We start from the raw sequence: 18,774 nt of genomic DNA, 5'->3' as shown, positions 1-18,774 counted from the left end.
GCCCATGATCAGGGTTGTCCACAGGTCAAGCGGAACTCCATGATCCGCGAGATGGTCGCGGCATGACGAACCACGACGAAGCGGCCGGCCCCTCCGGCATCGGAGACACGCACGGATCCGCACACCACAGCGGCGAGCCCATCGCGTACGCAGGACACGGCCCCTCGGCGGGAGGCCCGGGCGAAACCCAGGTCACGCTGCGCACCCCGGCCGAGCTGGCCGACGCCCTGCCGTACCTGCTCGGGTACCGTCCGGAGGACAGCATCGTGCTGGTGGCACTGCACGACCGGGACGGGCGGGGGAGGTTCGGCGGGCGCGCACGGCTCGGCATCCCCGCCCAGCCCGGCGACTGGCCGTCCGCGGCACAGCAGTTGGCGCGCGGCCTGGTGGTCGGCAGCGAGCGCAGAGGTGCCCGACCGGAAAGCATGGTCGCCTATCTGGTCCAGGAACCGTCGAGCGGTGAGACCGGACGCGATGTGATGGAGCGACTCCGGCCGCTGGCCCAGTCGCTGCGCACGGCCTGCGGCAGCCTCGACGCGCCCGTGGTGGAGGCCCTGTGCCTCTCCGACGGCCGCTTCTGGTCGTATGTGTGCCCCAGCCCCGGCTGCTGTCCCTCCGAGGGGCAGCCGCTGGGCCTGCCCGGCACCTCCGTCCTGGCCGCCGCCGCGACCTACGCGGGCCTTCAGGTACGCGGCACGCTCAAGGAGTTCCGGGCGCGGCTCAGTCCCTGGGAGACGGCGGCAGCGCTCGATCAGGAAGCGGCGCTGGACGCCGCGAGCATGGCGCTCGTGCGGAGAATCCTGGACGACGGCACCCGCGACGGGGTCGCCGCCGAGACGCTCGCACTCGCCGAGCGGGTCATGGCCCGGCTCGCCGCGGCCCCGCCGGTGTCCGCAGCCCCGGCCGCGGACCGGCGCGACGACGAACTGCTCGGGCACGACGAGGCCGCGGCCCTGATCGTCGGCCTCCAGGACCGCATGACCCGCGACCGTGCGGCGGAGTGGATGGAGGGCGCGGAGGCCGCCGTGGCGCTGCGGCTGTGGCGCGCCCTGGCCCGTCGCTGTGCCGGCTCGTACGGTGAGCACGCCGCGGCGCCGCTGACGCTCGCCGGGTGGGTGGCCTGGTCGACCGGCGACGAACTCGAGGCCCGTGAAGCCCTCGCCATGGCCCTGGGCGCGGACCCGGACTACCTCTTCGCCCGCCTCCTGCACCAGGCCTGCAACGAGGGCCTCGACCCGGAGACCGTCCGCCGCTGCCTGCGTGCGGAACGTGCGGGCCGCGAAGGGAAGCAGGGGACGCCGGCCACGATGTCGGATGACAGGGCCGAGCTCCCGGACGGTGCCGCGCCCCCCGCCCCGACCGGGGCGCCCACCCCGCAGCAGCCCACCCGTGCCCCTGGCGCCCCCCGGCGCAGGCGCACGGTCCGGCCGGCGAGTGGCGGCAGCCGGCCGACCCGTCGTCCCGCCAAGGGGGCCGGGGCACCTCGCAGGCGCCCTGCCGACATCCCACCTGGTGGCGAAGGGCAGCGGGCTGCGGAGGAGGCGACCGGCCGGTCCGGTGCCCGCCGCCGTCCCGGCCGGTGTACGGGGGAGGGCGGCACATGAGCACGTCCTGCGGTGCGGCGTACCGCCGTTCGGTCGGCTTCCCCTCCCACGGGCGTGACCCCGGGCAGGCGCGATCCGTTCACCTGAGTGGCGGAACCCGTGCACGGGTCGCGCCGCCGCATCGCTCACGACCCTCTCCGGAGCCGCCCACCCGGCTCCGGGCGCACCCCAGGCGTACCGAGCGCAGAGAAAGCCGCCCCATGCCCCTGCCCGCACCGTTCTCCACACCCGACGGCAACCGGCGTCCCCGCCACGGACCCTCGGAGCCCCGGTCTTCCCGGGGCACCCCACCGGCCGTGTCCTGGATGCCGGACGGCACACCGGCTCCCGTCCCGCACGTCGACCGGCCCCAGGCCTGCCCTCCGCCCCTGCCCGCTGCGCCGCGCCGAATCGCCGACCTGCCGCCCGCCCACACCGCGCTGATCTGCGTCGCCCTGCCCGGCCTTGTGATCTCCACGGATCAGGGACAGCTGACGGGACAGGGCCTGGAGGGGTTCTACCGAGCGGGCCGGCGCGTGCTCTCCCGCTGCCAGGTGCGGGTGGCCGGGCGGGAGCCGCTTCCCGTTCAGGCCCGCATGGTCGCGGCCGACCGGGCCCGCTTCGTGGGGACGGTGCACGCGTCCCCCGACGCGGGCCCGGATCCGGACGTCGTCGTGGAGCGCGTTCGGTTCGCCGACGGAACGGAGCGGATCACCCTGCACAGCGCGGCCCCGCGCCCGCTGCGGCTGCCGATGGAGGTGTCCCTGGGCACCGACCTCGCGGAACTGGGAGAGATCGCCTCGGGCAGCACCAGACCCGAAGTCCCCGCCACCGTCCATGACTCCGGGCTGCGCTGGTCGTGTCAGAAGGGCGACTGCGCGGTCACGGCCGCACCGCCTCCCACGGACGCCCTCGCCTCGGCGGGGCTCCTGCGCTGGGAGCTGGAACTGCCGCCCGGCGGGACGCGGAGCGTGGAACTGCGGCTGCGGCCGGACGGCGCGGCTTCGGTCAGAGCGGTGGGACACGGCGCGGCGAGCCCGCTCGCGCAGGCCCGGGCCACCGGGGACGACCCCCGTGTCCAGCCGCTGCTGGACACCTGCGTCGAGGACCTCAGGGCCCTGCTGCTCCGGGACCCCGTGCACCCTTCCGACATCCAGCCGGCGGCCGGAGCGCCGTGGCGCTGCGGCCCGGCGCCCGCGGAGTCCCTGGCGGCGGCCCGGATGACGCTGCCGCTCGGCACCCGGCTGGCCGCGGGCACGCTGCGGATCCTCGCCCGTACCCAACTCGGCGGCCCGGGGCTCCGCTCGGGCATGATCCCGGGGCCCCGCCGGGACGCGGGCGCGCATCTGCCACCGGGCTGCACGGGCACCGACGCCACCCTGCTGTTCCCCGTGCTCCTCGCGGAAGCCTGGCGCTGGGGACTTCCCGAGCGGGAGACGGAGGAGCTGCTGCCGGCGGCCGAGCACTGTCTGCGGTGGCTGCGCACCACCGTCGGTGACGGCGTCTACCTCCCCGACCCGCAGCCGGCCGGGCCGCTGCGCTGCGAGACCCAGGCGTACGCCCACCGCGCCGCGGTGGTCGGCGCCGACCTGCTCGACGCATGCGGGCGACCGGGCGGGGCCGAGCTGCGCGAATGGGCCGAGGAGCTGCGCGACGCGTTCTGCGAGGACTTCTGGATCGAGGACCGGTCGGGGGGCAGACCGGCGGCCGCCCGCACCCGCGACGGACGCCTCGTACCGCACCTCGGCGCGGGCGCCGCCCACCTCCTCGACACCGGGCTGCTCGGCTGCGGCACCCTGGCGCCCGGCCTGCTGGACAAGGTGCGCACCGAGCAGCTCGCGCGGTTGCTCGGCGGCCCCGCCATGGACTCGGGCTGGGGACTGCGCGGCCTGGCGGCCGGGGAGGCGGCGTACAACCCGTTCGGACACCGCGGGGGAGCGGTGCGCGTCCAGGAGACGGCGGTCGCCGTCGCCGGACTGGCCGCCGCCGGGTACGAGAAGGAGGCGGGCGGCCTGCTCGGGGGGATGCTGGCGGCGGCGGAGGCGTTCGGATACCGGCTGCCCGAGATGTTCGCCGGCGAGCCGCGGACGGAAGGGAGCGCGCCGCTGCCGCATCCGGCGGCCTGCCGGCCCGCCGCCACGGCGGCCGCCGCCGGGGTGCTGCTGCTCACCGCGCTCGTCGGAATCCGTCCCGACGCGCCCGCCGGCACGGTGACCCTGTGTCCGGTCCGCAGCGCCCCGCTCGGTGAGATCGTCCTGACCGGACTGAAGCTGGCCGGCGCCCCCTTCTCCGTGCGCGTGGGCCGGCTCGGCCTCGCCATGGTGGAGGAGGCCGCCGACGGGCTGCAGCTGGGGGTGTGACCTCGGATGACGTGGGCGGCAGCACGGAGGGCGGCTGTCGATGAGACCTGTATGGGACAGAAGTGGATCAGCCGCCGAAGCGGTCGTGGAAGGGAGTGTTTATCGTCAGGAAGACGACTATGATCGCGGCATGCCCTACGACCCGTCAGCCTTCCCGCCCTTCGCCGTCACCGTGGATCTGGTCGTGTTGACCGTGCGCCGCCACGCCCTGTGTGCGCTGGCGGTGCGCAGGGGTGAGCCGCCCTTCCAGGGCCGGTGGGCGCTGCCGGGCGGCTTCGTCCGGGCTGACGAGGACCTGGCGCAGGCCGCCGCGCGCGAGCTGGCCGAGGAGACGGGGCTGCGGGCCCACGACCCGTCCGCACCGGCTCAGGACAACGGCGCCCACCTGGAGCAGCTGGCCACGTACGGCGACCCGAAGCGCGACCCGCGGATGAGGGTGGTGAGCGTCGCCCATCTCGCGCTCGCCCCCGACCTGCCCGCGCCCCGGGCCGGCGGTGACGCCAGCAACGTTCGCTGGGCGCCGGTCGAGGAGCTGCTGCAGCAGGGCGGGTACGGCCGCGCCGGCGAACCGGTGGCTCCGCTCGCCTTCGATCACGCGCAGATCCTGGCGGACGGTGTCGAGCGCGCCCGATCCAAGATCGAGTACTCCTCGCTGGCCACTGCCTTCTGTCCTCCCGAGTTCACCGTCGGCGAGCTGCGCAGGGTCTACGAGGCCGTGTGGGGCGTGGCGCTCGACCCGCGCAACTTCCACCGCAAGGTGACCGGTACGCCCGGCTTCCTCGTCCCCACGGGCGGCACGACGACCCGGCAGGGCGGCCGCCCCGCACAGCTCTTCCGTGCGGGCGGCGCCACGCTGCTCAACCCGCCGATGCTGCGTCCTGAGGTCTGACCGGCGGCGTCACGGGGTGAATGCGACCCACGGACGGCTGCCGGGGACGGCCGCCGCCTGTGAGTTCCCGGGCGCCGTCGGCGTCGGTCGTTGACCTCCGGTCGCCGACATCAGCTCCGGACATATGTCCGATCACGTTAAGTCTGATCAAAGTAAGAGCCTGTCCGTCCGCAAGGTTCCCGACAAAATGGGCATATCGCGCTATCTTGCTTCGAGTGATCCAGGCGATCGGATTGACCAGCGCCCCCCGCAAGGACCTTCCGCCCGCCGTCGACGACGTGTCCTTCGAGGCTCACGCGGGCCACGTCACCGCGCTTCTGGGAGCCTCGGGTGCGGGCAAGACGACGGCGCTCCGGCTCATGCTCGAACTTCAATCGGGCCGCGGCATCACCTACTTCCGGGGCCGCCCGCTGCACCGCATCGCCCACCCCGCCCGTGAAGTGGGCGTGCTGCTCGGCGATGTCCCCGGTCATCCCGCGCGCACGGTCCGCGGACAACTGCGCATGCTCTGCGCGGCCGCGGGCGTGCCGGCCCGGCGCGCCGACGAGGTCCTCGACACGGTGGGACTCGTCGGCCTGCGCGACGAGCGCCTGGGCAACCTCTCGCGCGGCATGGACCGCCGCCTGGGCCTCGCCTGCGCCCTGCTCGCCGACCCGCACACGCTCGTCCTCGACGACCCCGCGGGCGGGCTCTCCGCCCGTGAGGGGCGCTGGCTGCACGGCGCTCTGCGCGCGCACGCCGCCCAGGGCGGCACCGTCCTGTTCACCACGGCCGACCCGAGGGAGGCGGCGCGCACCGCCGATCACGTCGTCACCCTCGACCAGGGCCGTCTCGTCGCCGACCAGCCGGCCGCAGACTTCGCCGGTACCCGGCTGCGGCCCCGCGTGGTCGTCCGCAGCCCGCACGCCGCCCGCCTCGGCGCCCTGCTCGCCAAGGAGGCCAGAACCGCGCAGCGTTCGGTGGAGATCGTGCAGGAGGACGGCAACCGGCTGTCGGTGTACGGCAGTACGTGTGCCGACATCGGCGAGGCTGCGTTCCGGCACGGCATCCTCGTTCACCAACTCGCCGACGAAATCGGTGACATGGGGCCGACCGCCGGAGCCGAGGCCGCCCCGGCGCCTTCCGCCGGGACACCTGAACCGGGCGACCTGCCCCCGCTGTCGCCGCCCGTCGACGTCCGGTCCGTCCCGAGCCCCCTGCGCCCGCTGCGCTACGAACTGCGCCGTGCCGCCGGGATCGGCACCGGCTACGCCACCGCGGCCGCCGTGCTCGTCACCTCGGCCCTGCTCTCCATCGTCCTCGCCCGGGCCGGGCACACTCCGCCGCACCGCCTGCTGGCCGCCTGGCCGCAACAGCTCCCGCTGCCGCCCGCGGCCCTCGGCGCCGGACTGCTGGGTGCCCACGCCTTCGGCGATGAGTTCCGGCATCCCGCTCTGGCGGCGGCCCGCGGGACCGTCCCCCGCCGCCTGGGACTGCTCGCCGCCAAACTCCTCGTCGCCGGGGCCACCGCGCTGGCGCTGGCCGCCCTCGCCGCCGTCTGCGACCTGGTGACGCTCCACCTCCTCTACGGGCGGGAGGCCGCCCAGGTTCCCGCCGACTGGCTTCCGCTCGCGGCGAGTTGGTGCGGGCTGGTCGCAGGATGCGCCTGGGCCGGTGTACTGGCCGCCGGTCTCTTCCGGTCCACGACCGCGGGGCTCGCCGCCGTCCTGGCGGTGCCCGTCGTCGTCGTACCCCTGGTCGAGAAGGCGCTGGCGGGGCCGTCCGTGCGGATCGCGACGGGCCTCGCCGAGCGGACGCCCGCCCTGATGCTGCTGCGGTGGCCCTTCGGCGGGGACAGGTACCTGGCCGTGGCGGCGCGCATGATCGCCCAACCCGTGGGCGGGGCACTGACCTTGTCCCTGTCCGCCCTGTTGTGCGCCTACCTGATCACAACCCTGCGCAGCCGGGTCCGATGACGACAGTCCGTGGCGATCCGGTCCCCCTGTGTCACAACTCCCCTGAAAAGCGCCCATTTCTTTCCGATAAGGCGTCAATTGCGACGCCGTGAGCGATCACCCTTTCGTGTGCTTTTCACCAAAGACCTCAAGGGAGTTGGAGAGGGCGCCGACAAAGGATCCGTGAGTACCCTTGCGCACACCATGATGACCGCCGCCCGCTCAGCAGACTCCGGCCTGGCCGGACCGGGCGAACTCGACCGCTACCCCTACGCCGAGGCGCCCGCCGCCGACCGCGTCGGCGCCCCCTCGTGGGAGGGCGGGGAGCCGGAACTGGGACGTGTCGGCCGGCGCACCGCGGGCAGCCGCGGACGCGGACTGCACGGCCAACTCGTCCAGCAGCTGGGCCAGATGATCGTCTCCGGGGACCTGGGTGCCGACCGCCCGCTGGTGCCCGAGGAGATCGGGCAGCGCTTCGAGGTCTCCCGGACCGTGGTCCGTGAATCGCTGCGCGTCCTGGAGGCCAAGGGCCTGGTCAGCGCCCGCCCGAACGTCGGCACACGCGTACGCCCCGTCAGCGACTGGAACCTCCTGGACCCGGACATCATCGAGTGGCGTGCCTTCGGGCCGCAGCGCGACGACCAGCGCCGCGAGCTGAGCGAGCTGCGCTGGACCATCGAGCCGCTCGCCGCGCGCCTCGCCGCCGGGCACGGGCGCGAGGAGGTGCAGCAGCGGCTCGGCGACATGGTCGAGATCATGGGCCACGCCATGGGGCAGGGCGACTCACTGACCTTCTCGCGCGCCGACGCGGAGTTCCACTCGCTGCTCATCCAGGTCGCCGGCAACCGCATGCTGGAGCACCTCTCGGGGATCGTCTCGGCCGCCCTCCAGGTCTCCGGCGGCCCGGTCACCGGCTGCGACCGCCCGAACGAGACGGCCCTGTCGCAGCACGCCCGCATCGTCGACGCGCTAGCCGCGGGTGACGGCGCGGCCGCCGAGAGCGCCATGCGGCAACTGCTCACCGTCCACCCCGAGGTCGAGCGTGTGGTGCCCGCGCCGCGCGAGCACTGACCGCACACCCGTCGGCGATGCGACCAGGGGGTGGGTACGCGCATCGGGCGGCACCCGGCCCGCGCGGCCGGTGGCCGCGGAGAGCCGTACGCCCGCCGTCGGACTCCGTCGGATCCTCCCGGGACCCGGCGGAGCCCGACGGAGACCGGCGGACCCCGCCCCGAGCCGGGGTGACACGGCCGTCGGGGATCCGGTGCCGGTCATGGGTGCCCCGGTGGCGACCGCGGCCCTCGGAGCCGGCGGCGATTCCTTGTATCGGATACGGATTCCCTGTGTCAGACGCGGCTTCCGGGATACGCGGTGGTGTAGAACCATCGACGGCCGAGCGTCGGCAGTGGCATCGACCGATCACCTCTGCCCGTATCTGGACGTTTTTGAGCGGTTACGGGGTGTGATCCGGGCCACGTAGATTGGGCGTAACGCTCTGCGGGGCTGCGCGATGACCTAAGAGGTGACAGCCGAGGAGGGAATACGGACGCCGTTCGCGGCGCTGTGCATCTTCCCGGCCCCCGCCCGCGCCGTCGGCCCACCCCCAAGCCGGCGGTCGGCTCCTGTCCGTTGTGGACGGGGCCGGAAGCCGTTTTCCAACGTTCCGAGAGGTTGTTCGTGTCGGCCAGCACATCCCGTACGCTCCCGCCGGAGATCGCCGAGTCCGTCTCTGTCATGGCTCTCATTGAGCGGGGAAAGGCTGAGGGGCAGATCGCCGGCGACGATGTGCGTCGGGCCTTCGAAGCTGACCAGATTCCGGCCACTCAGTGGAAGAACGTACTGCGCAGCCTCAACCAGATCCTCGAGGAAGAGGGTGTGACGCTGATGGTCAGTGCCGCAGAGCCCAAGCGCACCCGCAAGAGCGTCGCAGCGAAGAGTCCGGCCAAGCGCACCGCCACCAAGGCCGTCCCGGCGAAGACGGTGACCACGAAGAAGGCCACCGCCCCCGCCGCCCCGGCGGTGCCGGTCGCCGACGATCCGGCTGAGGACGCGCCCGTCAAGAAGACCGCGGCCAAGAAGGCGGCGGCAGCGAAGAAGACGGTCGCGAAGAAGGCCGTCGCCAAGAAGACGGCGGCCAAGAAGACGACCGCCGCCAAGAAGGACGACGTCGAGCTGCTCGACGAGGACGTCCTCGAGGAAACCCCCGTCAAGGCCGGCGAGGAGCCCGAGGGCGCGGAGAACGCCGGCTTCGTGCTCTCCGACGAGGACGAGGACGACGCGCCCGCGCAGCAGGTCGCCGCGGCCGGTGCCACCGCCGACCCGGTCAAGGACTACCTGAAGCAGATCGGCAAGGTCCCCCTGCTCAACGCCGAGCAGGAGGTCGAGCTCGCCAAGCGCATCGAGGCCGGCCTCTTCGCCGAGGACAAGCTGGCCAACGCCGACAAGCTCGCCCCCAAGCTCAAGCGTGAGTTGGAGATCATCGCGGAGGACGGCCGCCGCGCCAAGAACCACCTCCTGGAGGCCAACCTCCGTCTGGTGGTCTCCCTGGCCAAGCGCTACACCGGGCGCGGCATGCTCTTCCTGGACCTCATCCAGGAGGGCAACCTCGGTCTGATCCGCGCGGTCGAGAAGTTCGACTACACCAAGGGCTACAAGTTCTCCACGTACGCCACCTGGTGGATCCGTCAGGCGATCACCCGCGCCATGGCCGACCAGGCCCGCACCATCCGTATCCCGGTGCACATGGTCGAGGTCATCAACAAGCTCGCGCGCGTGCAGCGCCAGATGCTCCAGGACCTGGGCCGCGAGCCCACCCCGGAGGAGCTGGCCAAGGAGCTCGACATGACCCCGGAGAAGGTCATCGAGGTCCAGAAGTACGGCCGGGAGCCGATCTCGCTGCACACCCCGCTGGGCGAGGACGGCGACAGCGAGTTCGGTGACCTCATCGAGGACTCCGAGGCGGTCGTCCCGGCCGACGCGGTCAGCTTCACGCTGCTGCAGGAGCAGCTGCACTCCGTGCTCGACACACTGTCCGAGCGCGAGGCGGGCGTCGTCTCCATGCGTTTCGGTCTCACCGACGGTCAGCCGAAGACCCTCGACGAGATCGGCAAGGTGTACGGCGTCACCCGTGAGCGCATCCGCCAGATCGAGTCCAAGACGATGTCGAAGCTGCGTCACCCGTCGCGCTCCCAGGTGCTGCGCGACTACCTCGACTAGCCCTCGGCCGTACGTCATCAGGGGCCGTCTCCTACGGGAGGCGGCCCCTTTGCGTGTGCGGGATGCGGCCGGCTGAATCACTGTGGGTGTTCTACGACCATCCGACAGTGAGGAGAGCGCATGCCTCGCCACTACGTCCGATCCTTGGCACTGGCGGCCGCAGCAGCCCTGATACAGCTGATGGCACCCGCGCCGGCGACGGCAGACAGCGTTGTCATCGGAGGGTCTCCGGTCGACATCTCACAGAGCCCGTGGACGGTCGCCCTGTCCAGCCGTGACCGGTTCGGAGGTACCCGGGCGGGGCAGTTCTGCGGAGGCGTGGTGGTGGACCGCTCCACGGTCCTGACCGCCGCCCACTGTCTGAGCGCGGCCGTCCTCGGAGCGCCGCCCGGGCGGGTGCGGGATCTGAAGGTGATCGCGGACCGTACGGACCTCACGTCCAGCCAGGGCAAGGAGATCCCCGTGACCTCGACATGGGTCAATCCGCAGTACAACAGCTATACGAACACCGGAGACTTCGGTGTGCTCACGCTCGCCTCCCCACTGCCCGCCAGCTCGGTCATCCCCATGGCGCCCGCCGGGGATCCGGCCTATACGCCGGGCACGTCGGCGACGGTGTACGGCTGGGGGGACGTCACGGGGAACGCCACCTACACGAGCAGCCTGCGGGCCGCCACCCTTCAGGTCCTGACGGATGCGACCTGTGAGAAGGCGTATCCGGGTGGTCTGGACGGCAGATACGTCGCGTCCTCCATGCTGTGCGCCGGGGCGCCACAAGGCGGCCATGACGCCTGTCAGGGGGACAGCGGAGGGCCGCTGGTCGCCAATGGGCGCCTGATCGGCGTGGTGTCCTGGGGGAGCGGCTGTGGGCAGCCGGGGCGCCCTGGTGTCTACACACGGGTCTCGGAGGCCGTCAAGGCGCTGGGAGGCGGCCACTGAGGGCGGCGCCGCCGGGCGCCGCCTCGCGCCGCGGGAAAGGACACACCCGTGCGAGCTGTCGCCGGCACGGAGTGTGCGGTCGGTGTGCGTCACGAGGACGCCGGCCCTGCGCGTCCTACGAGTACGGGCGGCCACTCCCCGGATGGGGTGGCCGCCCGTACACCGGCGGCGCTGCCGGTGTCGGCTCGTCGTGGACGCGAAGGGTCAGCGTTCCTCTTCGGACGCGTTCGCGGGAACGGAGGTGAGCCGTTCCGTCTCGTCCTGTATCTCAGCGGCGATCTTCTTGAGTTCCGGCTCGAACTTGCGGCCGTGGTGGGCGCAGAAGAGCAGTTCTCCGCCGCTCAGGAGGACGACGCGCAGATACGCCTGGGCGCCGCAACGGTCGCAGCGGTCAGCGGCCGTCAGCGGGCTCGCGTGGGTCAGAACAGTAGTCACGTCGCCTCTTCTCTAGCTCGACGAGCTGTCGTACCAGGGTCAACATCCAACCAGGCCGAAAACGTTCCCGCTCGCGGCTTCTCCTCGAAAAAATCTTTCCGAGCCGGCTGTCTGCTGCCGGTTGGCGGCGAATGTGCCGTATTACGTCTCTTGTGTCGTACGGGTTCGCGCTGTGTGTCGGTTGTCCGTCCTCCCGGCGGGTTGCCGGTTGTGGATGAGGACGTGCCCCGAGGCTAAATGGTTCATGCCTCGAAGGGAACGTGATATGTACTTCACCCCCACGAGGGATCGAACGTCCGTACGACTCTGGATTACTCTGAGGTGCCGACGAGGGTTGCGTTACAACGGCTCTACCAGCCCTCGGTACCCTCGGAGCGGCGACCGAAGCCGACCCTCCCCCCAGGGGGTCCCATTTGAAATTCAGCGAGGAGCGAACCGCGTGACCGCCGAGACGTCCGTGCCGTCCACAGCGCTGCTGACCGGAGCAGACCGGGACGGTTCCAACTACACCGCTCGGCACCTCCTCGTCCTCGAAGGCCTCGAGGCCGTGCGCAAGCGCCCCGGCATGTACATCGGCTCCACCGACAGCCGGGGCCTGATGCACTGCCTCTGGGAGATCATCGACAACTCCGTCGACGAGGCCCTGGGCGGCTACTGCGACCACATCGAGGTGATCCTGCACGACGACGCCTCGGTGGAGGTGCGCGACAACGGCCGGGGCATCCCGGTCGACGTCGAGCCCAAGACCCGCCTGTCCGGCGTCGAGGTCGTGATGACCAAGCTGCACGCGGGCGGCAAGTTCGGCGGCGGCTCCTACGCGGCGTCCGGCGGTCTGCACGGCGTCGGGGCGTCCGTGGTGAACGCCCTCTCCGCGCGTCTGGACGTCGAGGTCGACCGTGGCGGCCACACCCACCTGATCAGCTTCCGGCGCGGTGTGCCGGGCGTCTTCGCCGCCGACGGCCCGGACGCGAAGTTCGAGGCCAAGGGCGGCCTGCACAAGACCAAGAAGATCCCCAAGACCCGCACCGGCACGCGGGTGCGCTACTGGGCCGACCGCCAGATCTTCCTCAAGGACGCCAAGCTCTCCCTGGAGACGCTGCACCAGCGCGCCCGCCAGACCGCGTTCCTGGTACCCGGGCTCACCATCGTCGTCCGCGACGAGTACGGGCTCGGCGAGGGCGGCAGCAAGGGCGAGGAGTCCTTCCGCTTCGACGGCGGCATCAGCGAGTTCTGCGAGTACCTGGCGAGCGACAAGCCGGTGTGCGACGTCCTCCGTCTCTCCGGGCAGGGCACCTTCAAGGAGACGGTCCCCGTCCTCGACGACCACGGCCAGATGACGCCCACCGAGGTCACCCGTGAGCTCGGCGTCGACGTCGCGCTGCGCTGGGGCACCGGTTACGACACGACGCTCAGGTCGTTCGTGAACATCATCGCCACCCCCAAGGGCGGCACCCACGTCGCCGGCTTCGAGCAGGCCGTCACCCGGACGATGAACGAGGTCCTGCGCGCCAAGAAGATGCTGCGCGTCGCCGAGGACGACATCGTCAAGGACGACGCGCTCGAGGGGCTCACCGCGGTCGTCACGGTGCGCCTGGCCGAGCCGCAGTTCGAGGGGCAGACCAAGGAGGTCCTCGGCACGTCCGCGGCGCGCCGCATCGTGGCGAACGTGGTCTCCAAGGAGCTCAAGGCGTTCCTGACGTCGACGAAGCGTGATGCCGCCCAGCAGGCCAGGGTCGTCCTGGAGAAGGCCGTCGCCGCCGCCCGCACGCGTATCGCGGCGCGCCAGCACAAGGACGCCCAGCGCCGCAAGACGGCCCTGGAGTCCTCCTCGCTGCCCGCCAAGCTCGCCGACTGCCGCAGCGACGACGTCGACCGCAGCGAGCTGTTCATCGTCGAGGGCGACTCCGCGCTCGGCACGGCGAAGCTCGCTCGGAACTCCGAGTTCCAGGCGCTCCTGCCGATCCGTGGCAAGATCCTGAACGTCCAGAAGTCGTCCGTCACGGACATGCTGAAGAACGCCGAGTGCGGCGCGATCATCCAGGTCATAGGAGCGGGGTCCGGCCGGACCTTCGACCTCGACGCGGCCCGTTACGGCAAGATCATCATGATGACCGACGCCGACGTGGACGGCTCCCACATCCGCACCCTGCTGCTGACGCTGTTCCACCGCTATATGCGGCCCATGGTCGAGGCGGGCCGGGTGTTCGCCGCGGTGCCGCCGCTGCACCGCATCGAGTTGATCCAGCCGAAGAAGGGCCAGGACAAGTACGTCTACACGTACTCGGACCGCGAGCTGCGCGACAAGCTCCTGGAGTTCCAGAGCAAGGGCATCCGGTACAAGGACTCCATCCAGCGCTACAAGGGCCTCGGCGAGATGGACGCCGACCAGCTGGCAGAGACGACGATGGACCCGCGCCACCGCACCCTGCGCCGGATCAACCTCTCCGACCTGGAAGCCGCCGAACAGGTCTTCGACCTCCTGATGGGCAACGACGTGGCACCGCGCAAGGAGTTCATCTCCAGCTCCGCGGCGACACTGGACAGGTCCCGCATCGACGCGTAGCCGCTGGGCCGGGGGGCCGGGGGGCCGGGGGGCCGGGGGGACGGGGCACGCGCCTCGGCGTCCCTCCCGGCCGCATCCGCCTCCTGACCGGGCCCGCCCCGGGCTCTCCACCCCTGGGTGGAGCCGAGGCAGTCCGAGGATCCACCCACGATCCACCCCCGCTGCGATCCACCGCCCCGCCGGCTTCCGTAGCGTCGAAGGCGTCGACGGCACCCGCCGCCGCAACGCCCTTCCTCGCCCACGGAGGCCACGATGTCCGGGCCCACCGACGCCCTGCTGATCACTGCCGCAGTCGTCCTGATCCTCGTGCGTCAGTTACGAGCGCGCCGGATCTCGGCCGACCGGCGCTGGTGGGTCATGCCTGCCGTCCTGGCCTTCCTGGCCGTGCGCGAGCCCGGCGTGCTCGACCCCCGGCACCACGCCGAGTCCGCCCTCCTCATCGGGGCCGAGCTGCTCATCGGGCTGGCCACGGGCGCCGGCTGGGCATGGACCACCCGCATATGGACCGAGCCGGACGGCACGGTCTGGAGCCGCGGCACCAAGGCAAGCGTCGCGGTGTGGATCGTCGGCATAAGCCTGCGCGTCGGTCTCTTCGGTATCGGCGCGGTCCTCGGCGTCCACCAGGACGGCTCCGCCTTGTTCCTCGCCCTCGCCGCGACCCTGCTGGTGCGCAGCGGGATCCTGGTCTGGCGGTCGCGTTCCGTCTCCACCGCCCAAGTGCGGGGCCCGGCGTACGGTGACCGCGTGGCCGCGCACTCGAGGAAGGAGTCCGTGTGACGGAGTACGCGTGGACACGCTGGCCGTCCCAAGAGGCCCTGTCCCGCGCCGGCGTCTCCGCCGCCCGGCGCGGACTCGCCCGGATCGCACGGCTCGTCGCACTCGGCATGCTCCTGTGGACGACGTTCACGGACGGCAGCCTGCGTTCGTGGGGCATCGCCGCGGCCGCGTTCGGAGTCCTGGTGTGCGCGGCAGGGGCGTGGGCCTTCTTCCGGGCCACCTTCCACCACCGGCTGTTGCCCTCGGTCGCCCTGCTCGTGGCGCTCCTCGGGATGGGAGCGACGGCGTACGTGGCGGACCTGCGTGTGCCCGCCATGGTCCTGTGGTGCGGCTGTGCCATCGGCGCCCTGGAGCGGCTGCCCCTCGCGGCCGCCGCGCCCGTCGCGGGCCTCGGTCTGGGGGCGTACGCGGCGGCCACCGACGACGCCTGGCTGACCACGGCGGTCACCGTCGTCGGGATCGCGCTCGCCGGCTATGTCCTGCGCCTCGACGCCGAGGCGCGCGGCAACGCCCTGCGGCTGCTCGCCCAGGAGAGGGCCGCGCGGGCGGCCGAGGCGGAGTCGGCGGCCCTGGCGGAGCGGACGCGGATCGCACGGGAGATCCACGACGTACTGGCGCACAGCCTCTCGGCGCAGCTGGTGCATCTGGAGGCGGCCCGGCTGCTGATCGAGGCGGGTGCCGAACGGGAGACGATCCTGGAGCGGGTCGTGGCGGCACGGGGGATGGCCCGGGACGGGCTTGCCGAGACCCGGCAGGCGCTTTCCGCGCTGCGCGGGGAGATGTCCCCGCTCGAGGACTTCCTCAGCGAGCTCGTCTCCGCGTCGAACGGTGCCGACATCACCTTCTCGGGTGAGCGTCGGCCGCTGCCCGCCGAGGCCTCCCAGGCCGTTCGCAGGGTCGCTCAGGAGGCCCTGACCAACGTCCGCAAGCACGCTCCGGGCGCCAAGGTGCGCATACGGCTGGACTACGCCGAGCACGAAGTGACGCTGGACGTCCGCGATTCGGGCGGTTCGCCGGGCGGGCTGGCGGGGTCGGGGGCCGGGTACGGTCTGCTGGGCATGCGGGAGCGTGCCGAGCTGCTGGGCGGCTCGCTGCAGGCAGGGCCCGGTGAGGAGGGATTCGTGGTGACGTTGAAGGTGCCCGTATGACAGGGGAGGAGAGCGCGAAGCCCGCCCGGGTGGTGGTGGCGGACGATCAGACGGTGGTGCGCGAGGGCATCGTGATGCTGCTCGGTCTGCTGCCCGGGATCGAGGTCGTCGGCGCCGCCGGGGACGGCGAGGAGGCGGTCCGGCTCGTCGCCGAACTCGCCCCGGACGTGGTGCTGATGGACCTGCGCATGCCGCGCTGCGACGGCGTCGAGGCGACGCGGCGCATCCGCGCCGAGCATCCAGGAACCCAGGTCGTCGTGCTGACCACCTTCGAGGACGACGAGTCGCTGTTCCCGGCCCTCAGAGCCGGGGCGCGCGGCTACCTCACCAAGGACGCGGGCGGGGACGAGATCGTACGGGCCGTGCGGAGCGTGCTGTCCGGGGAGGCGGGGCTGTCGCCGAGCATTCAGCGGCGCCTGCTGGAGCGGCTGGCGGAGCCGGAGCGGGAACCGGTAGCGGCCGCCCGGCCGCCGGACGGGCTCACCGCACGAGAGACGGAGGTACTCGTACTGATCGCCGAAGGGCTGTCCAACCAGGAGATCGCGCGCAGACTGCATGTTTCCACGGCCACCGTGAAGACCCACATCAACAATCTCTTCGCCAAGACAGGGCTCAAGGATCGTGCGCGGGCGGTGAGTTACGCGTATGCGACGGGGCTGGTCCGCCCCCCGTCGCGGTGAGTCACCTGATGGGGTGAAGCGCGGGGAGAAGAAGGTCTGGGATCTTCCCGCTCTGTCCATGCTTGGGCATGAGGTCAAACCATGATCGTTCCCGCGGAGGCGGGGACGGTCCCGAGAGTTCGGTTGAGAAGCACCACGGCTGTGATCCGGCCTCGGCGGGCACGGGAGCGGCCGGGCGGGCGGAGTACGACGACCCCTGGTACGACGCGCTCGCGTCCGGCTGGGGCGAGCTGGACGGGACCGGCGCCCCCGCCCCGGTCGTGCCCTCCGCGCGCCGGGAGGACGAAGGCGCCGACCGCGTCGCCGACGTCTATCTCCAGGTGCAGCGCAGCGCGGCGTTTCGGGAGGTGCGCAGCCGGTACCGGAGGTTCGTGGTTCCGGGTCTGGTGGTCTTCTTCACCTGGTACGTGGGCTACGTGGTGGCCGCACAGGCGGCACCCGGGCTGATGACGCGGCCGGTGGCGGGAGCCGTGAACGTGGCGATGCTGGCGGGGCTCGGGCAGTTCCTGACGACGTTCCTGTTCACGTGGGCGTACGCACGGCACGCACGGTTGCGCAGGGACCGCGCCGCGCTCGATCTGCGCTGGGACACCCAGGAGTTGACACGGCCGCTCAGGGGTGGCGAGCGGTGAGCGGTCACCATCAGACGCCGGCGCTGCTGCTGTTCGGCGTGTTCGTCGCGATCACCCTGGCGATCACCACCTGGGTGAGCCGTGACCGGCACGGGTCGGCGGAGGAGTTCTACGCGGGCGGGCGGCTGTTCTCTCCGATGGAGAATGGTTTTGCCATCGCGGGCGACTACATGTCGGCGGCCTCCTTCCTGGGCGTGACGGGGCTCATCGCGCTCTTCGGGTACGACGGGATTCTGTACGTGGTGGGCTTCCTCGTCGCCTGGCTGGTGGTGCTCTTCTTCGTCGCCGAACTGGTGCGCAACTGCGGGCGGTTCACGCTCGCCGACGTCGTCGCGGCACGGATGAGCGAGCGGAGGGTGCGGATCGCGGTGGGGACGTCCTCCGTGACGGTGTCCGTGCTGTACCTGGTGGCGCAGATGGTGGGCGCGGGCAGCCTCGTCGCGTTGCTCTTCGGGGGGACGAGCACGGCGGCGCGCGCCTGGACGGTGGTCGTCGTCGGCGCGCTCATGGTGATCTATGTGGCGCTGGGCGGAATGCGGGCCACCACCTGGATCCAGATCGTCAAGGCGGTCCTGCTGCTCGGCGGTACGGTGGCGCTGACCGCCGCGCTGCTGATGCGGTTCCACGGTGACGTCGACGCGTTGCTGCGCACGGCGGCGGAGCGCAGCGGGCACGGGGACGCGTTCCTCGCCCCGGGCCTGAAGTACGGCGGGGACTGGACCGCCCGGGTCGACTTCGTCAGTCTGGGCCTGGCGCTGGTGCTGGGCACGGCCGGGCTGCCGCACATCCTCTCCCGCTTCTACACCGTGCCGACCGCGCGTGCCGCCCGCCGTTCGGTCGTCTGGTCGGTCGGGCTCATCGGCGGTTTCTACCTGATGACGATCGTGCTGGGTTTCGGGGCGGCCGCCGTCGTCGGGCCGGACGCCGTGCGCGCGTCGAACGAGGCCGGGAACACGGCGGTGCCGCTGCTGGCGCAGCGACTGGGCGGCGGTGCGGACACCACCGGCGGGACGGTGCTGTTCGCCATGGTCGCCGCGATCGCCTTCGCCACGATCCTCGCCGTCGTCGCCGGGATCACCCTCGCCGCCTCGGCCGCCGTCGCCCACGACCTCTACCCCTCACTGCGGCGCCGTGGCGGCAAGGCCCGCAGCGAGATCGCGGTGGCACGGGCCGCCGCCGTCGGGATCGGCGTGGTCGCCATCGCCCTCGGCCTGCTGGTCCGCGACCTCAACGTGGCGTTCCTGGTGGGGCTCGCCTTCGCGGTCTCGGCGTCGGCGAATCTGCCGGTGCTGATGTACACGCTCTTCTGGCGCGGCTTCACCGCACGCGGGGCCGTCTGGGCGGTCTACGGCGGCCTCGTGCCCGCACTGGGGCTCGTGCTGCTGTCCCCGGTCGTCTCGGGAAGCCCCGGATCGCTGTTCCCGGCCGTGGACTTCCAGTACTTCCCGCTGCAGAACCCGGGCCTCGTCTCCGTCCCGCTCGGCTTCCTCGCGGGCTGGCTGGGCGCGGTCACCTCACCTGAGGAGCCGGACGAGGCCGAGTACGCGGAGACCGAGGTGCGGTCACTGACGGGCGCCGGAGCGGTGTGACCGATGGGCGCCTCCGCCGACGTACCTGC

General features: G+C 72.1%; 14 protein-coding genes. 13 read left to right on the top strand and 1 reads right to left on the bottom strand.

The window, feature by feature from the left end; genetic code table 11:
- Positions 1 to 62 precede the first annotated feature (62 nt).
- From ACIRC0_RS07400 to ACIRC0_RS07370, 7 genes are all read left to right on the top strand, one after another.
- Complete coding sequence (locus tag ACIRC0_RS07400) at positions 63 to 1,604, top strand: DUF4192 domain-containing protein (RefSeq protein ID WP_403612444.1); 1,542 nt, start codon at positions 63 to 65, stop codon at positions 1,602 to 1,604.
- 305 nt (positions 1,605 to 1,909) lie between these two features.
- Positions 1,910 to 3,943 carry a glycogen debranching N-terminal domain-containing protein gene (locus ACIRC0_RS07395; protein WP_403612777.1) on the top strand — a complete coding sequence of 678 codons (2,034 nt, stop codon included), beginning with the start codon at positions 1,910 to 1,912 and terminating at the stop codon, positions 3,941 to 3,943.
- 130 nt (positions 3,944 to 4,073) lie between these two features.
- Positions 4,074 to 4,832, top strand: a complete 759-nt coding sequence (locus tag ACIRC0_RS07390; RefSeq protein WP_263232473.1) for an NUDIX hydrolase — start codon at positions 4,074 to 4,076, stop codon at positions 4,830 to 4,832.
- 215 nt (positions 4,833 to 5,047) lie between these two features.
- Positions 5,048 to 6,787, top strand: a complete 1,740-nt coding sequence (locus tag ACIRC0_RS07385; protein WP_403612441.1) for an ATP-binding cassette domain-containing protein — start codon at positions 5,048 to 5,050, stop codon at positions 6,785 to 6,787.
- Between the two features lie 162 nt (positions 6,788 to 6,949).
- Positions 6,950 to 7,837, top strand: coding sequence for a FadR/GntR family transcriptional regulator (locus tag ACIRC0_RS07380; protein WP_403612439.1), 888 nt, complete (start codon positions 6,950 to 6,952; stop codon positions 7,835 to 7,837).
- A gap of 606 nt (positions 7,838 to 8,443) precedes the next feature.
- Entirely contained in the window at positions 8,444 to 9,982 is a 1,539-nt protein-coding gene (locus tag ACIRC0_RS07375; RefSeq protein ID WP_403612436.1) for an RNA polymerase sigma factor, read from the top strand.
- A gap of 120 nt (positions 9,983 to 10,102) precedes the next feature.
- Positions 10,103 to 10,921, top strand: coding sequence for a serine protease (locus ACIRC0_RS07370; protein WP_403612433.1), 819 nt, complete (start codon positions 10,103 to 10,105; stop codon positions 10,919 to 10,921).
- A gap of 204 nt (positions 10,922 to 11,125) precedes the next feature.
- Here the strand turns inward: ACIRC0_RS07370 and ACIRC0_RS07365 are convergent, their stop codons facing one another.
- Positions 11,126 to 11,356 (bottom strand): hypothetical protein, encoded by a 231-nt coding sequence (locus tag ACIRC0_RS07365; RefSeq protein ID WP_388991601.1) that lies wholly within the window; start codon positions 11,354 to 11,356, stop codon positions 11,126 to 11,128.
- A gap of 439 nt (positions 11,357 to 11,795) precedes the next feature.
- Between ACIRC0_RS07365 and ACIRC0_RS07360 the strand changes: the two genes are divergently transcribed.
- From ACIRC0_RS07360 to ACIRC0_RS07335, 6 genes are all read left to right on the top strand, one after another.
- Positions 11,796 to 13,919: a type IIA DNA topoisomerase subunit B gene (locus ACIRC0_RS07360; RefSeq protein ID WP_403612430.1), complete on the top strand. Its 2,124-nt coding sequence runs from the start codon at positions 11,796 to 11,798 to the stop codon at positions 13,917 to 13,919.
- A gap of 252 nt (positions 13,920 to 14,171) precedes the next feature.
- Entirely contained in the window at positions 14,172 to 14,696 is a 525-nt protein-coding gene (locus tag ACIRC0_RS07355; RefSeq protein WP_403612428.1) for a DUF1453 domain-containing protein, read from the top strand.
- Positions 14,693 to 15,844: a sensor histidine kinase gene (locus ACIRC0_RS07350; protein ID WP_403612426.1), complete on the top strand. Its 1,152-nt coding sequence runs from the start codon at positions 14,693 to 14,695 to the stop codon at positions 15,842 to 15,844. The genes ACIRC0_RS07355 and ACIRC0_RS07350 overlap by 4 nt, the downstream gene beginning before the upstream one ends.
- A complete protein-coding gene (locus ACIRC0_RS07345) occupies positions 15,841 to 16,524 on the top strand; it encodes a response regulator (protein ID WP_403612423.1) in 684 nt (227 codons plus the stop codon). Before ACIRC0_RS07350 ends, ACIRC0_RS07345 begins: the two co-directional genes overlap by 4 nt.
- Positions 16,525 to 16,592: 68 nt before the next feature.
- Complete coding sequence (locus ACIRC0_RS07340) at positions 16,593 to 17,156, top strand: DUF485 domain-containing protein (protein WP_403612420.1); 564 nt, start codon at positions 16,593 to 16,595, stop codon at positions 17,154 to 17,156.
- Entirely contained in the window at positions 17,153 to 18,745 is a 1,593-nt protein-coding gene (locus ACIRC0_RS07335) for a cation acetate symporter (protein WP_403612417.1), read from the top strand. The genes ACIRC0_RS07340 and ACIRC0_RS07335 overlap by 4 nt, the downstream gene beginning before the upstream one ends.
- Positions 18,746 to 18,774 lie beyond the last annotated feature (29 nt).

Source organism: Streptomyces sp. NPDC093984 (assembly GCF_044764595.1).
GTDB classification, from domain to species: domain Bacteria; phylum Actinomycetota; class Actinomycetes; order Streptomycetales; family Streptomycetaceae; genus Streptomyces; species Streptomyces cynarae.
The sequence above is the reverse complement of the archived record's forward strand: the minus strand, read 5'-3'. Positions and strand labels throughout refer to the sequence as shown.